Raw genomic sequence first — 13,742 nt, forward strand, 5'->3', positions numbered from 1 at the left:
CTCCTGACGTCACGAACCAGTGCGCCGCCCGGCCAGCGAGCGGACGCACCACGGGCGGGCGAGCTCAGGAAATGGGCGGCTTGTGCCCCGGGTGGGGCAGGGCGCTGGCAAAGCGCACAGTGCCAGCGGTCAGGCGGGAGGGGGGCAGGGGCGCCGGCCCGGCGGCCGCCCAGGGCGTGGTCGCCAGCAGCGGGCCGTTGCAGATGTCACAGACGGCGTGCAGGGCCGGTTCACCAGGGGTGGCGGGATCGGCCACCGCATGGTCCGCGCAATGGGGCGCGGTGGCGGTGGCAGCAACTGCGGTCACGTGGACCTGTTCCGGGGCCGCGGCCATCGAGAGCACCATGGCGTCGCCCGCCCAGGCCCGCCAGGGCAGGAGCACGATGAGGATGACGACGAACCAGCGGCGCATGGGAGAAATGATACGTCCCGCTGCGGAAAGTTCAGGCCGGCACCGCGGCCAGCTCGCGCCGGGCTTCCCGGACCACCGTGACCCCGGCGCTGAGCGCCAGCGCCGCCATCACCGCGGCGACCACCAGGTCGGGCCAGGCCGATCCGGTGCCGAACACGCCCAGCGCCGCCAGCATGACCGCGAGGTTGGAGAGGGCGTCGTTGCGCGAACAGAGCCAGACGCTGCGCATGTTGGCGTCGCCGGTGCGGAAGGCGTAGAGCAGCACCGCCACGCCCGTGTTCACTACCAGTGCGATGGCGCCCACCACGCCCATGGTGAGCGGCTCGGGGACGGTGCCGCTGTGCAGCACCCAGGCCGCCTTGCCAATGACGAACAGTCCATAGGCGGTCATGGACAGGCCCTTGACCAGGGCCGCGCGGCTGCGCCAGACCACCGCCATGCCCAGCACGGCCAGCGACAGCCCGTAGTTGGCCGCGTCGCCCGCGAAGTCCACCGCGTCGGCCAGCAGCGACACCGAGTCGGCCAGCAGGCCGGCGGTCAGCTCGACGATGAACATCGTGAGGTTGAGCACCAAGGCGATCCAGAGCGCGCGGCGCCAGGCCGGGTTGGTGACGCTGTCCCGGCCTTGGGATTCGATGGTGCAGTGATCGTGGCATTCGCAGGACACAAGAAACCTTTCGCTGGAGGTGAATTCGTGCCACGATTGGAAACCTTCAAGTCACTTCAAGGTCAAGCCCCGTGATGTCCCGCACTTCAAACGAACCCCGGTGGAAGATCGGCGAGGCCGCGCGCCGCAGTGGCGTGGGCGCGGCCAACATCCGCTACTACGAGCGCGAGGGCCTGCTGGCGCCACAGGCCCGAGCCGACAACGACTACCGCCTCTACAGCGAGGACGACGTGCACCGCCTGCGCTTCATCCGGCTGTGCCGCGCGATGGACATGTCGCTGGAGGAGGTTCGGTCGCTGCTGTCGCTGGACCTGGGCCGCAAGGCTGATTGCGAGCGGGCGCGCGAGGTGCTGGACGCGCACCTGGCGCATGTGCGTGAGCGGCTAGCCGAGCTGCAGGCGCTGGAGCAGGACCTGCGCGGCCTGCGTGACCGCTGCGACGGCTCCGACGACCACTGCCACATCATCGAGGCCCTGCACGAGCGGGCCGATGCGCCCCTGGCGGAGGCCGCCTCCGCCGGCCCGCGGCGGCACGTCTGAATGCGCGGGCCGCGCCCTCAGCGGCTGGCCAGTGTGGCGCCGGCCTTGTCGATCCAGTGCTGCACGGCGCCGGTCAGGTCGTTCTGGCTGAAGGAGCAGCTCTCCTCGCTGAACAGCGCGCTGCTCTCCAGCCGGTCCAGCAGGTTATTCAGCACATCGGCGTAGCGCGGCGGCAGCGCGGCCAGCAGCACCGCGTCGCCGCGGGTCGCGGCCGAAAAGTCCTGCAGCGAGAGTTCGCCGCGGCGCAGCGCGTCCAGGGACTGCGACAGCGCCGCCAGCCGTGCGGAGGGGTCGTTGTCCATGGCGGCGCTCCTTCAATGCCCCAGGATCTTGGACAGGAAGTCCTTGCTGCGGTCGGTCTGCGGGTGGTTGAAGAACTCCTCAGGGGTGTTCTGCTCCACCACCTGGCCCTGGTCCATGAAGATCACGCGGTCGGCCACGGCCTTGGCAAAACCCATCTCGTGCGTCACGCACAGCATGGTCATGCCCTGGTCGGCCAGGCCGATCATCACGTCCAGCACCTCCTTGATCATCTCCGGGTCGAGCGCCGAGGTGGGCTCGTCGAACAGCATGATCTTGGGCGTCAGACACAGCGCCCGCGCGATGGCCACGCGCTGCTGCTGACCGCCGGAGAGCTGCAGCGGGTACTTGTTGGCGTGTTCGGCGATGCGCACCCGCTCCAGCTGGACCATGGCCTTCTCGATGGCCACGTTGCGCGGCATCTTGGCCACCCAGGTGGGCGAGAGGATCAGGTTCTCCAGCACGGTCAGGTGCGGAAACAGGTTGAACTGCTGGAACACCATGCCGACCTCGCGGCGCACCTTGTCGATGCCCTTGACGTCGTCGCCGACCACGGTGCCGTCCACCGTGAGCTTGCCCTGCTGGTATTCCTCCAGCGCGTTGACGCAGCGGATCAGCGTGGACTTGCCCGAACCGGACGGGCCGCAGATCACGACCTTCTCGCCCTTGGCGAAACTGAGGTTCACATCGCGCAGCACGTGGTAGCCATTGCTTGCGTACCACTTGTTGACGCCTTCGAACTGGATGATGGGAGCTTCTTGCGAATTCATGAGAGGCTTTCTTTTTGGGGGTGTTCCGGGGTCAGCGGACCTTGCTGACGGCGGTGCGCTTCTCGACCCAGAGCGAGTAGCGCGACATGGCAAAACAGAACACGAAATAGATCAGCGTGATGAAGAAATAGGCTTCGAGCTTGAACGGGCGCCAGTCGGCGTCGGCGTTGAGCGCCAGCGCCAGTGCACCGGTGAGCTCGTACAGCGAGACGATGGTCACCAGCGAGGTGTCCTTGAACATGCCGATGAAGGTGTTCATCAGCGAGGGCACGACGGTGGTGAGCGCCTGCGGCAGCACGATCTTGAGCTGGGTCTGCCAGTAGGTCAGACCCAGCGTGGCCGCCGCTTCGGTCTGCCCCTTGGGCAGGGCCTGCAGGCCGCCGCGCACCACCTCGGCCATGTAGGCCGCGGAGAACAGCGTGATGCCCACCACGACCCGGATCAGCACGTCGATGCTCACGCCGTGCGGCATGAACAGCGGCAGCATGAACGAGGCCATGAACAGCACCGTGATCAGCGGCACGCCACGGATCAGCTCCACGTACAGCGTGCACAGGGTCTTGATGGCTGGCATGTTGGAGCGCCGCCCCAGCGCCACGAAGATCGAGAGCGGGAAGGCCATCGTCATCGACACCACGGTCAGCATCACGGTCAGCGGCAGGCCGCCCCACTGGTCGGTGGGCACCTCGGTCAGGCCCAGCACGCCGCCCTTCATGAGCGTGAAGTAGACGGCCAGCATGACCACCCAGACCAGCGGCAGCGCCTTGTTCCAGAAGCGGGGCATGCAGCTGAGGACCACCACGCCCAGCATCAGCGCGGTGGCGATCACCGGGCGCCAGTGTTCGGTGTCGGGGTAGCGGCCCATCACGATGAGTCGGCCCTTCTCGGCCACCACGCCCCAGCAGGCGCCGACGCCACGCAGGTTGTTGCAGGCTTCGAGGTTGGCACCGAACACGGCGTTGAACACGCTCCAGTCCAGCGCATGGGACAGCGCCCAGAACGCCAGCGCCACCAGTGCCACGGTCATCAGGCTGTTGCCCGGGGTGGAGAACAGATTGACCTTGAGCCAGGCGATGGCGCCGGTCTGCTGGCCCGGCATCGGGCGGGCTTCGATCGGTTGGTAGGTTCTCTGCATGTCAGCGCTCCTGGATGGCGGCACTGGCGTTGAACCAGTTCATCAGCGCCGAGGTGAGGAGGGAGAGCGTCAGGTAGACCAGCATCACGATCGAGAGCGCCTCGATGGCCCGGCCGGTCTGGTTGAGCGTGGTGTTGGCGATCGAGACCAGATCCGGGTAGCCGATGGCCACCGCCAGCGAGGAGTTCTTGGTCAGGTTCAGGTACTGGCTGGTCAGCGGCGGGATGATCACGCGCAGCGCCTGCGGCAGGACCACCAGGCGCATGGACTGGCGTTTGTTCAGGCCCAGCGAGGCCGCGGCCTCGTGCTGGCCCAGCGACACCGACGAGATGCCCGAGCGCACGATCTCGGCGATGAACGAGGCCGTGTATGTCACCAGGCCCAGCAGCAGCGCCAGGAACTCGGGACTGAAGGCCGCGCCTTCCTCGATCTGGAACGCACCCTTGACCGGCAGGTTCCAGCCGGTCGGCGCGCCGCCGGCCAGCCAGCCCAGCAGCGCCAGGCCGACGATCAGCGCCAGCGACACCAGCAGCACGGGCTTTTGCTGGCCGGTGAGGTCGAAGTGCCTGCTCGCCTTGCGGGCGTACATCCAGGACCCCACCACACCCGCGAGCAGCCCGATGAGCGCCAGCGTCTGGCCGAGCTTCCAGACCGGCCAGGGGAAGGAGAAGCCGCCCTTGCTGAGGTAGAAGTGGCCGGCCTGCCAAGCCTCTTCGAATGGGGGCAGGATTTCGGTGAAGACGATGTACCAGATCAGCAGCTGCAGGTAGATCGGCACGTTGCGGAAGAACTCCACATAGCCGTAGCAGATCTTGCGGGCCAGGAAGTTGGCGGAGAAGCGGCCGACACCGATCAGGGTGCCGAGGATCGTGGCCAGCACGATGCCGATCACGGCTACCTTCAGGGTGTTGAGCAGGCCGATGGAGAAGGCCGTCCAGTACGTGCTCATGACGTCGTACGGGATCAGGGTTTCGCTGACGTCGAAACCGAAAGGCTGGCCCATGAAGTCGTAGCCGCTCTGGATGCCGCGCTCGCGCATGTTGCGCAGCGTGTTGCGGACCAGCAGCCAGATCAGGGTGGCCACCGAGGCGATGGCGACCACCTGGTAGATGACGCTGCGGCCTTCGCGGCTGTTCCAGGATATCGAGCGCCGCTTTCTGGAGGGAATGGGGCGCGCCTCGATCATGGTCGTTTGGGACATGGTGGAAGCTCCGGGCGGGAGAGGCTAAAAAAAGGCACAAGTGCCCTACGAAACGAGTTCATAGAGCCCTTGTGCCTGCAACGGCCAAGTGCCGTGTGTTGACGGGTCAGCGCAGCGGAGCGGCGTACATGAAGCCGCCGTTGCTCCAGAGGTTGTTCTTGCCGCGCGGCAGGTTGATCGGCGTCTTCGGGCCGACGTTGCGCTCGAAGCTCTCGCCGTAGTTGCCCACCGCCTTGATCGAGCGGGCCAGCCACTCCTTGTCCAGGCCCAGGTGCTTGCCCAGGTCTTCCGTGTTGCCCAGCATGCGGCCGACCTGCGGGTCGGTGCTGGTCTTCATCTGGTCCACGTTGGCCTGGGTGATGCCGTACTCCTCGGCTTCGATCAGGCCGTTGAGCACCCACTTGGTGATGGCGAAGAACTCGTCGTCACCGCGGCGGATCATCGGGCCCAGCGGCTCCTTGGAGATCAGGTCGGGCAGGATCACGTGGGCGGCCGGGTCCTTTGCTTCCTTGGCGCGGATCGAGGCCAGGCCGGAGGCGTCGGTGGTGTAGGCCTGGCAGCGGCCGGAGAAGTAGGCGCCTGTGGAGGCTTCGAGCTTCTCGAACACCACGGCCTTGATGCCCAGGTTGTTGGCGCGCGAGAAGTCGGTCAGGTTCTTCTCGGTGGTGGTGCCCGACTGCACGCACACGGTGGCGCCCTTGAGCTGCTTGGCGCTGGTGATCTTGCCCTTGTTGACCAGGAAGCCCTGGCCGTCGTAGTAGTTCACGCCGACGAAGTGCAGGCCCAGCGAGGCGTCGCGCGAGAGGGTGTTGGTCGTGTTGCGTGCCAGCACGTCGATCTCACCGGATTGCAGGGCGGTGAAGCGCTGTTGCGCCGTCAGCGGCACCCACTTGACCTTGGTGGCATCACCCAGCATCGCGGCCGCCACGGCCTTGCAGTAGTCCACATCCAGACCGGTCCAGTTGCCGTTACTGTCGGCGGCGGAGAAGCCTGCCAGACCGACGTTCACGCCGCAGATCAGCTGACCGCGCGCCTTGATGGCGTCCACCGTTTTGCCGGCGTGGGCGGGCAGGCTCATCAGGGCCGCCGCAGCGCCCAGTCCCAGGGCAGTCAGTTTGAGGGAATTCATTTTCATCGGTCACTCCGTTTGTAGGGAAGTTGTGAACAGCCAGGGGCGAGGCGCACCAGATCGGGGCACCCCGCACCCGCTGAGCGAATGTATTACCGCCCAGCGGGCCGGGACATCGGGGTTTACGTGGGAAAACTATGCGAAGAATGTATGACCGCATGGCCCGCCGATCCAACCCCGTGTCCGTCGCCATCACCTCAGCAGGTTCCATGCCAAACGGCAGCCTGCGTGCCGTCACGGCAGCGACATGCGTGCTTTCCTTTTTGCAGCGTCGGCCCGTATGCTGCGAGCGAAAAAAACACATCAGGAGACACGCCATGACGAACCCTGCCACCGGCAGCACCGCACCCGCCGGCCTGCGCCCCCACCACCGCTTCTGGCCCCGTCGGCTGCCCCACGCCATCACGCCGCCGGCCACTTCGCTCTGGTTCAACCTGGAGGTCAGCGCCAGGCGCTACCCGGACAAGCCGGCCCTGGTGTTTTTCGACCGCAGCACCGCGTACCGAGAACTGCTCGAACAGGCCGAGCGCCTGGCGGCCCACCTGCATGCGCAGGGTGTGAAGGCGGGCGACCGGGTCATCCTGTTCATGCAGAACTGTCCGCAGTGGGTGGTGGCGCACTACGCCATCCTGCGCGCCAACGCGGTGGTTGTGCCGGTCAACCCGATGAACCGGGCCGAGGAGCTCAAGCACTACATCACCGACCCGGATGTGAAGGTGGCCATCGCGGCCGCCGATCTGGCGGGCGACCTGCTCAAGGCCAGCGCCGAGCTGCCCGAGGCGCAACGGCTGTCGCATCTGGTGGTGGCCCACTACCACGACGCCATCGGGCCGGACGCCGACATCCCCCCGGCCTGGGCCGATTGGCTGGCCACCCGGCACCCGCTGCCGACGCTGCCGGGCGGCACGGTGGCCGACTGGGCGGATGCGCTGGCTTGCAGCGCCGCGCCGCCGGTGCACGACCGCAGGCCCGAGGATCTGAGCGTGCTGCCCTACACCAGTGGCACCACGGGCCTGCCCAAGGGCTGCATGCACACCCACGCGTCGATCATGCACAACGCCGTGGCCGGGCAGCTGTGGGCCGGCGGCACACACGAGAACGTCGCGCTGCTGGTGGTGCCGATGTTCCACATCACCGGCATGGTGGTGGGCATGCACTCCGGGGTCTACACCGGCACCACCCTGGTGTTGATGCCGCGCTGGGACCGCGAACTGGCCGGCCGCCTGATCTCGCACTGGAAGGTCACGCACTGGACCAACATCCCCACCATGGTGATCGACCTGCTGGCCAGCCCGCGCTTTGACCAGTACGACCTCTCCAGCCTGGTCTTCATCGGTGGTGGGGGCGCAGCCATGCCGCAGGCGGTGGCGCAGCGCCTGTTCGAACAGTTCGGCCTGCGCTACGCCGAGGGCTATGGCCTGACCGAGACCGCGGCACCCTCGCACAACAACCCGGCCGACAACCCCAAGCAGCAGTGCCTGGGCATTCCCTTCCTGAGTGTGGACGCCCGCGTGGTCGACCCGGACACGCTGCAGGAGATGCCGCCCGGCGAGGCCGGCGAGATCATCATCCGTGGCCCGCAGGTGTTCAGTGGCTACTGGAAGCGGCCTGACGCGACCGAGGCCGCCTTCATCGACTTCAACGGCAAGAAGTACTTCCGCTCGGGTGACCTGGGTCGTGTGGATGAAGACGGCTACTTCTTCATCACCGACCGCCTCAAGCGAATGATCAACGCCAGCGGCTTCAAGGTCTGGCCGGCCGAGGTGGAGGCGCTGATGTTCAAGCACCCGGCCATTGCCGAGGCCTGCGTCATCAGCACGAAGGACGACTACCGCGGCGAAAGCGTGAAGGCCGTGGTGGTGTTGCGCGAGGCCGCCAAGGGCCAGACCACCGAGCAGGACATCATCGACTGGTGCCGCGAGAACATGGCGGTGTACAAGGCGCCGCGTGTGGTGCAGTTCGTCGACGCGCTGCCCAAGAGCGGATCCGGCAAGGTGATGTGGCGACTGCTGCAGGAGAAAGAAACTTCCTCCTGAGAGCGGGGGAGCCTGTCCAGGATGCCGCGGAACCGGCTTTGCCGGGCCGCAGGCATCGCCCCCTGGGGGGAGACGCCTACGGCGTCGCGGGGGGGACGATATGTTTATAGGCGTGCCAGGTGGCATGCCCGATCACCGGCCCGGCGACGAACAGACCCAGGAACGCCGGCAGCATGGCCAGCAGGATGATGCCGGTGATCAGCGCCCCCCACAGCAGCATCACGCCCGGGTTCTGAAGGCAGGCGCGGATGCTGGTCAGGCCCGCGGATATCGCATCGACCTGGCGGTCCATGATCATCGGGATCGAGATCACGCTGGTGGTGAAGATCAGACCGGCGAACACCGCGCCGACGACCATGTAGGTGACCAGAAAGCCAATGTTCTCGGGGTCGATCAGCATCGCCAGGATGTTGGCCTTCTCGGGCATGGTGTTGAAGCTCACCGCAAACACCACCAGCGAGGCGCGGCCCCAGAGCATCTCCAGGATCAGCAGCACCCCGGCGAAGATCCCCATGGTGCCCTTGGTGGGCCGCCAGGCCTGCAGCGAGGCACGCAGCGACGGGCGGTGGTCCTGCGTCTGCAAGGCCTTGCTGGCGTCGTACAGACCCAGGCAGAGGAACGGGCCCATCAGCAGGAAGCCGGCACTGAGCGCGAGCACGTAGGCCGGCGCGTTCTGGAACACCGCCAGCAGCGCGTGGCCCATCAGGAAAAAGCACAGGCCGTAGAACAGGCCGATGCGCGGGCATCGACGGAAGTCTTCCCAGCCCAGCTTCAGCCAGCGCAGCGGATCACCGGCGGACAGCGTCGCCAGTGGCAGCGAGAACACCGAGGGGCCGCGGGCTTCGGCCCCGGCGTCCGGTCGTTCGTCGGTGCTTTCCGTGGTTTCGGCTTCTGTTGCGGAAGCGGGAACGGCGTGCGCGTGCAAGGCCTCGGCCATGGGGTCTCCTGTTGATAAAAATCAATATAACCATGCGGGCATACAGGGTTTACATGGTTTTCCCGGAGACCCCGGTGCCGGCCGGGTCAGGGCGCCGAGGCCGGATGTGCGCTGGGTCGGTGCGTCCGGCGGGCGGGCAGGTCGCTTTGCACCGAGCGCATGTGCAGGGCCAGTGCGGCGTCCAGGGTCTGGGTGTGTTTGGCGAACCAGACCGCCAGCTCACCCGCCATCTCCCGCACCGCCGCCATATTGCCGGCGCGCGCCAGTGCCAGCCCCTCGCGCATGACGTTGAGCACCACCCGGTGCTGCATGATGTGGCTGTCTGCGGCGGCAAAGCGTGTGCGCTTCATCCACTCGTCCTCGCTGCCAAAGTGCCGGACGGTGTGGTCGATGACCGCCGACCAGGCCTGTGGCAGTGTCGCGTCGGGCGCGGCCTGCGCCAGCGCCAGCAAGTCCACGAATGTGTGGTGCATCTCGTCCATGGGCGGGAAGTCCAGCAGCAGTGATTCGGACCATTCAACAGTGTTCATTGCGGTACCTCCGTCTGTTGAAAACAGCTTGACAGCGCGCGCGCGGCGGATCCTTGATCCAGCGCAGAACTTTCGTGCACCCTGGCCCGGACCCGGCTGTTTTTCGCCCGGGTTTGCCCCAGCGCAGACCGCTACACTGCCCGCATGACGCGCGCCTTCGATCCTCCCTTTTCCCCCCTTGCCCAGTCCGACGCCCATCTGGCCCGACAGGGTTTCAGCCTGCTCGGCGCCAACGATGTGGCGGCCTGGCTGGGTGCATCCATGGTGGATCTGGGGCGACTGCACGGCGCCTGGAGCGATCTGCCCGCGGATGGCTATCTGAAGGACGGTGGGCGCTACCGCCGCCGGCGCCACAGCTGCTTTGTGGTGGACGGTGCGCAGGTCACCGAATCACCGCACCGGGCGCACTGGCAGCCGCTGGAATACAACGCCCTGCACGGCGGCATGCAGCGCTGGTTTGAGCCGATGGCGCCGGAGATGCGCACCGATCCGCTGTGGCGGCGCCTTCTGGTCCGCGTCGGCGAGGCGGTGTCCGCGCTGCACGGCGCTCGTCCCTGGTATGTGGAGGCGCACCCGTTCCGCATCGACACCACCGACGGCATCGGCCGGCCAACGCCCGAAGGGGCGCACCGCGACGGCGTCGACCTGGTGGCCGTGTTCATGCTGGAACGCCACCGCATCAAGGGCGGCGAGAGCCGGGTCTTCGAAGCGGAGGGACCGGCCGGTCAGCGCTTCACGCTGACCGATCCGTGGTCGCTGCTGCTGCTGGACGACGCGCGCGTGATCCACGAGACAACCCCCATCCAGCCGCTGGTGGCGGGCGAGCTGGGCTGGCGGGACACGCTGGTGCTGACCTACCGCCGCAACGGATTCCAGGGGGACTGAGGTTTCGCGCCGCTGGCGCGCGCTTCGGCATGGTCCCGGATGTCTGCGGGCAGCCGGGACAGCAGCCAGCGCAGTGCCAATGGCACGATGACCAAGTCATCGACCACGCCGAGGATGGGGATCATCTCGGGGATCAGGTCGATGGGCGAGAGCAGGTAGAGCACGATGGCCGCCGTGCCGGCCTTGAGCCAGACCGGCGCGTCCGGATGGCCCAGCGCGTACCAGAGCCGCTTCGCGTCACCGCGCACGGCCAGCCAGAGCACCGACAGACGTTTCCACATACGTTCACCTCCAGGTCGCTTGCGGTCCGGAGGACCGGACTCAAACAAGTGTGGGGCGATGGACCGCGTTGCAAGAGCAAGGTTCCCCGTGCGATCACCGTCGTATTGCGTTGGGAAAGTACATCGCCGTCAGGCTGCGACTGTGGACCGGTGAGAAGCCTTCCGCTGCCGCGCCGCTGGCCTGTCCGTAGCGCCGCCAGTCCCGCACCCAGTGCAGGGTGTCGCAGATTTCCACCAGACCGATGGTCTCGCGGTCGCCGATCAGGATGCCGTGCACGCGCAATCCCAGCCGCTCCTTGGCCTGGCGCAGCGCGGCCAGCGTGGCGGAGGTGAGGCCGAACTCGCCGTCGCTCACGATCAGCACGTCGGCGTCCTGCCAGCCCTGTTGCTGAACCTGTTCGATGGCGCGCTCGATGGGGGTCTGCACGTCGGTGCCGCCGTCGAAGGCCTGGCCCATCAGGTCCAGCAGCGCGTCCAGGCCGGCGGCGTCGCGCGTCAGCGGCCTTTCCAGCAGCTCGCCCGGCCCACCGAAGGCCAGCAACCGGCCGGCGCGGTCGCCCGCGTGGGCGCTGCGCAGGGCCTGCAGCACGCAGGCCTTGGCCACGTTCTCGGGCGCGCCTTGCATCGAGCCCGAGGTGTCCAGGCAGACGATCAGCGGGCCGTGGCCCAGGTGGGCTTCCTGTTGCCGCGCGGCCGCGCCCTCGGTCTGGGGGCGCGGGTTGGGCCGTGGTTCTCGTGCGCGGTCGTCATAGGTCAGCAGCTGGGCTTCGGCGAAGCGCGCGCGCCACAGGCGGCGCAACACCGGGTGGGTGAGGTTCAGGCTTTCGCTTCCAGCCATGCGCGCGATGGCGCGCGAGCGGTGCACACCGTCCACGGCGGTGGGTTCGGGGCGGCGTTCGTCGTCGTCGGTGGGCCGTGGCGCCGCCTGGTCGGCGGCCTGCGCTTGCGGAGTGGTGGTGTGGGCCATGGGCTGGTGTGCAGCGAGCTCGCGCCGGCCCACGCCGTCGATGAACTGGGCCAGCGCCGGCACGCGTTCGAGCAGGCCGCCGATGCGGCGCGCTTCGGTCCATTCGCGCCGGCTCAGCTGGCCTTTGAGGTCGTCCCAGTTCAGGTGCGAGGCGTCGCCCAGCGACTTCAGCAGCGACATCGCTTCTTCCCAGCCCTGGCGCTGCAGGGTCCAGTTCTCGCGGAACTCGTCGGCCATGCGCGCGATGGCCTGGGCGCGGGGCTCGCTGGCGGGGCGTTCGATCAGGCTGTCCAGGTGCCAGAGCAGGCTCTGCAGCATCTGGCGGGTGAGCGAGGCATTGCCCCGCGTGAGTGTGAGCAGGTCGAGTTCGGTGAGCAGGCGGCGCAGTGGTGCGACGGCTTCGGGGTCGCCCAGGTCCAGCGCAGCCTCGGGCAGGCGGCCGGCCAGCAGCGCGTCGTGCCAGGGCGCGGCCTGGGCCAGCCGTGCCTCGGCCGTGCCGGCGCTGCAGACCACCGACCAGCGCCACAGTTCACGGGCGATGCCGTCGAGGTGGTGATAGGGGCGGTCGGCGGGCGGCGCCGTCATGGGGGCTCAGTCCTGCCAGCTGACCGGCGTGGGCACGAACTCGGAGGTGTCCTCGGCCATGCGGGGCAAGGCCGCAAAGCCCTCGTGCAGCTCGGCCAGGCGCGCCGCCAGCGCGTCCACCTGCGCGCAGCACTGCGCGTGCACGGCCTCGATGCGCGCTAGCCACGACGGCGGCAGCCAGCCGTGGGCGCGCGCCTGTTTCAGAACGGCCTCGGCCACCGCGTGGACGTCTGCTTGTACGGTGGTCACGCGCTGCTGTACCTCGGCCACCTGCGCCATCCGGGCGCGGATGTGCAGCGCGCCGTAGCGGCGTTGGGCGCGGTCGCTGGTGATGCGCACCAGCTCGCTTTCCGTCGTCGGCCCGGCGATGGCGCGGGCCAGGGCCAGCTTGCCGGCGCTGTCGTCCTGCGCGTCGGCAGGGGCGCGGCGTTCGACGTCCAGCTGCTGCCCGAAGGCGGTCGCGGCGCGTTCCAGTCCGTCGATGGTCAGCTGCGTGGCATGGGCCACGGTCTGCAGAAACCGGTCGGTCCAGCCCGGCACCTGGTCCGGGTCGGCGGCCAGGGTGAAGGGCAGCAGCCAGGCGTCCCAGACCGAGACCTCGCTCGCGTCGCGGCTGGCGGCCTGCACCTGCAGCAGCGCGGCGGTCTGGCGCCAGCGGCGGTCGGAGACGGTCTGTTGTGTGGCCTTCGCCCATTCGCGGGCCGAGGCCAGCAAGGCGATGACCTCGTCGCCCAACCGCACGCGGCCCGCCTGCGCACGCAGCGCCTGCAGCGAAGCCGACGAGAGCTGCGCATCCGGGTGTGCCTCGCCCTCGGGCAGGGCGGTTTGCAGCAGCGCCGCGAAGTGTGCGTCGTCCACCGGCGCCACCGGCACGCGCAGCAGGAAGCGGTCGTAGAAGGCGTGCAGGCTCTCGTCCTGCGGCACCTCGTTGCTCGCACCCACCAGACACACCAGGGGCACGTCCACGCGGTGCTGGCCGTTGTCGAAACAGCGTTCGTGCAGCAGGCCGAGCAAGGTGTTGAGGATGGCCGAGTTGGCCTTGAAGATCTCGTCGAGGAAGGCGACCTCGGCGGAAGGCAGGTAGCCCGCGGTGAGCCGCTCGTAGCGGTCGTCTTCCAGGGCCTTGAGCGACAGCGGACCGAACAGCTCCTCGGGCACCGAGAAGCGGGTCAGCAGGCGCTCGAAATAGTGCGCGCCGGGCAGCAGGCGCTGCAGCCGGCGCGCGAGTTCGCTCTTGGCCGTGCCCGGTGGGCCGAGCAGCAGCACGTGTTCACCCGCCAGCGCCGCCAGCAGCAGCGTGCGGGCGGCCACGTCGCGCTGGAGCAGGCCGCGCTCGAGTTCGTCAATCGCGGCGGTCCAGCGCATGGC

General features: G+C 68.0%; 15 protein-coding genes. 3 read left to right on the plus strand and 12 right to left on the minus strand.

Going from position 1 to position 13,742, the window contains the following annotated elements:
* Positions 1-64: 64 nt before the first annotated feature.
* Together HFL01S_RS25220 and HFL01S_RS20690 are read right to left on the minus strand one after the other, a co-directional pair.
* Complete coding sequence (locus HFL01S_RS25220) at positions 65-412, minus strand: hypothetical protein (protein ID WP_066262171.1); 348 nt, start codon at positions 410-412, stop codon at positions 65-67.
* A 31-nt stretch (positions 413-443) separates the two neighbouring features.
* Entirely contained in the window at positions 444-1,079 is a 636-nt protein-coding gene (locus HFL01S_RS20690) for a cation efflux transmembrane domain-containing protein (RefSeq protein WP_084383533.1), read from the minus strand.
* A gap of 74 nt (positions 1,080-1,153) precedes the next feature.
* Here HFL01S_RS20690 and HFL01S_RS20695 point away from each other — a divergent pair, with 74 nt between their 5' ends.
* Positions 1,154-1,618: a Cd(II)/Pb(II)-responsive transcriptional regulator gene (locus tag HFL01S_RS20695; protein ID WP_066262173.1), complete on the plus strand. Its 465-nt coding sequence runs from the start codon at positions 1,154-1,156 to the stop codon at positions 1,616-1,618.
* A gap of 17 nt (positions 1,619-1,635) precedes the next feature.
* Here the strand turns inward: HFL01S_RS20695 and HFL01S_RS20700 are convergent, their stop codons facing one another.
* From HFL01S_RS20700 to HFL01S_RS20720, 5 genes are all read right to left on the minus strand, one after another.
* Positions 1,636-1,920: a hypothetical protein gene (locus HFL01S_RS20700; RefSeq protein ID WP_066262176.1), complete on the minus strand. Its 285-nt coding sequence runs from the start codon at positions 1,918-1,920 to the stop codon at positions 1,636-1,638.
* Positions 1,921-1,932: 12 nt separating this feature from the next.
* A complete protein-coding gene (locus tag HFL01S_RS20705) occupies positions 1,933-2,688 on the minus strand; it encodes an amino acid ABC transporter ATP-binding protein (RefSeq protein WP_066262178.1) in 756 nt (251 codons plus the stop codon).
* A gap of 31 nt (positions 2,689-2,719) precedes the next feature.
* Positions 2,720-3,823 (minus strand): amino acid ABC transporter permease, encoded by a 1,104-nt coding sequence (locus HFL01S_RS20710; protein WP_157538982.1) that lies wholly within the window; start codon positions 3,821-3,823, stop codon positions 2,720-2,722.
* A 1-nt stretch (position 3,824) separates the two neighbouring features.
* Complete coding sequence (locus HFL01S_RS20715; RefSeq protein ID WP_245644880.1) at positions 3,825-5,024, minus strand: amino acid ABC transporter permease; 1,200 nt, start codon at positions 5,022-5,024, stop codon at positions 3,825-3,827.
* Between the two features lie 106 nt (positions 5,025-5,130).
* Entirely contained in the window at positions 5,131-6,153 is a 1,023-nt protein-coding gene (locus tag HFL01S_RS20720) for an amino acid ABC transporter substrate-binding protein (RefSeq protein WP_245644881.1), read from the minus strand.
* A 317-nt stretch (positions 6,154-6,470) separates the two neighbouring features.
* Here HFL01S_RS20720 and HFL01S_RS20725 point away from each other — a divergent pair, with 317 nt between their 5' ends.
* Positions 6,471-8,189, plus strand: coding sequence for a long-chain fatty acid--CoA ligase (locus tag HFL01S_RS20725; protein ID WP_066262183.1), 1,719 nt, complete (start codon positions 6,471-6,473; stop codon positions 8,187-8,189).
* Between the two features lie 76 nt (positions 8,190-8,265).
* On the opposite strand, the gene HFL01S_RS20730 is transcribed toward HFL01S_RS20725, so the two are convergent.
* The gene (locus HFL01S_RS20730; protein ID WP_084383534.1) at positions 8,266-9,126 is read right to left on the minus strand and encodes a DUF2189 domain-containing protein; all 861 of its coding nucleotides are present in this window, start codon (positions 9,124-9,126) and stop codon (positions 8,266-8,268) included.
* An 86-nt stretch (positions 9,127-9,212) separates the two neighbouring features.
* Positions 9,213-9,656, minus strand: a complete 444-nt coding sequence (locus HFL01S_RS20735; RefSeq protein ID WP_066262185.1) for a bacteriohemerythrin — start codon at positions 9,654-9,656, stop codon at positions 9,213-9,215.
* 144 nt (positions 9,657-9,800) lie between these two features.
* On the opposite strand from HFL01S_RS20735, the gene HFL01S_RS20740 reads away from it, so the two are divergent.
* On the plus strand, positions 9,801-10,541 hold the full coding sequence (locus HFL01S_RS20740; protein WP_066262187.1) for a 2OG-Fe dioxygenase family protein: 741 nt from the start codon (positions 9,801-9,803) through the stop codon (positions 10,539-10,541).
* Here HFL01S_RS20740 and HFL01S_RS20745 read toward each other — a convergent pair.
* From HFL01S_RS20745 to HFL01S_RS20755, 3 genes are all read right to left on the minus strand, one after another.
* Positions 10,511-10,822, minus strand: a complete 312-nt coding sequence (locus HFL01S_RS20745) for a YkvA family protein (protein ID WP_066262190.1) — start codon at positions 10,820-10,822, stop codon at positions 10,511-10,513. The genes HFL01S_RS20740 and HFL01S_RS20745 overlap by 31 nt on opposite strands.
* Before the next feature lie 94 nt (positions 10,823-10,916).
* A complete protein-coding gene (locus HFL01S_RS20750) occupies positions 10,917-12,374 on the minus strand; it encodes a vWA domain-containing protein (protein ID WP_066262193.1) in 1,458 nt (485 codons plus the stop codon).
* A gap of 6 nt (positions 12,375-12,380) precedes the next feature.
* Positions 12,381-13,739: an AAA family ATPase gene (locus tag HFL01S_RS20755; RefSeq protein WP_066262196.1), complete on the minus strand. Its 1,359-nt coding sequence runs from the start codon at positions 13,737-13,739 to the stop codon at positions 12,381-12,383.
* Between the last annotated feature and the right edge of the window lie 3 nt (positions 13,740-13,742).

This window comes from Hydrogenophaga flava NBRC 102514 (assembly GCF_001571145.1).
Classification (GTDB): domain Bacteria; phylum Pseudomonadota; class Gammaproteobacteria; order Burkholderiales; family Burkholderiaceae_C; genus Hydrogenophaga; species Hydrogenophaga flava.

Bases quoted from the DNA above. Each gene is read 5' to 3' on its own strand.
- HFL01S_RS25220 (WP_066262171.1), bottom strand. From the start codon at position 412: ATGCGCCGCTGGTTCGTCGTCATCCTCATCGTGCTCCTGCCCTGGCGG.
- HFL01S_RS20695 (WP_066262173.1), top strand. From the start codon at position 1,154: ATGTCCCGCACTTCAAACGAACCCCGGTGGAAGATCGGCGAGGCCGCG.
- HFL01S_RS20700 (WP_066262176.1), bottom strand. From the start codon at position 1,920: ATGGACAACGACCCCTCCGCACGGCTGGCGGCGCTGTCGCAGTCCCTG.
- HFL01S_RS20705 (WP_066262178.1), bottom strand. From the start codon at position 2,688: ATGAATTCGCAAGAAGCTCCCATCATCCAGTTCGAAGGCGTCAACAAG.
- HFL01S_RS20710 (WP_157538982.1), bottom strand. From the start codon at position 3,823: ATGCAGAGAACCTACCAACCGATCGAAGCCCGCCCGATGCCGGGCCAG.
- HFL01S_RS20715 (WP_245644880.1), bottom strand. From the start codon at position 5,024: ATGTCCCAAACGACCATGATCGAGGCGCGCCCCATTCCCTCCAGAAAG.
- HFL01S_RS20720 (WP_245644881.1), bottom strand. From the start codon at position 6,153: ATGAATTCCCTCAAACTGACTGCCCTGGGACTGGGCGCTGCGGCGGCC.
- HFL01S_RS20725 (WP_066262183.1), top strand. From the start codon at position 6,471: ATGACGAACCCTGCCACCGGCAGCACCGCACCCGCCGGCCTGCGCCCC.
- HFL01S_RS20730 (WP_084383534.1), bottom strand. From the start codon at position 9,126: ATGGCCGAGGCCTTGCACGCGCACGCCGTTCCCGCTTCCGCAACAGAA.
- HFL01S_RS20735 (WP_066262185.1), bottom strand. From the start codon at position 9,656: ATGAACACTGTTGAATGGTCCGAATCACTGCTGCTGGACTTCCCGCCC.
- HFL01S_RS20740 (WP_066262187.1), top strand. From the start codon at position 9,801: ATGACGCGCGCCTTCGATCCTCCCTTTTCCCCCCTTGCCCAGTCCGAC.
- HFL01S_RS20745 (WP_066262190.1), bottom strand. From the start codon at position 10,822: ATGTGGAAACGTCTGTCGGTGCTCTGGCTGGCCGTGCGCGGTGACGCG.
- HFL01S_RS20750 (WP_066262193.1), bottom strand. From the start codon at position 12,374: ATGACGGCGCCGCCCGCCGACCGCCCCTATCACCACCTCGACGGCATC.
- HFL01S_RS20755 (WP_066262196.1), bottom strand. From the start codon at position 13,739: ATGCGCTGGACCGCCGCGATTGACGAACTCGAGCGCGGCCTGCTCCAG.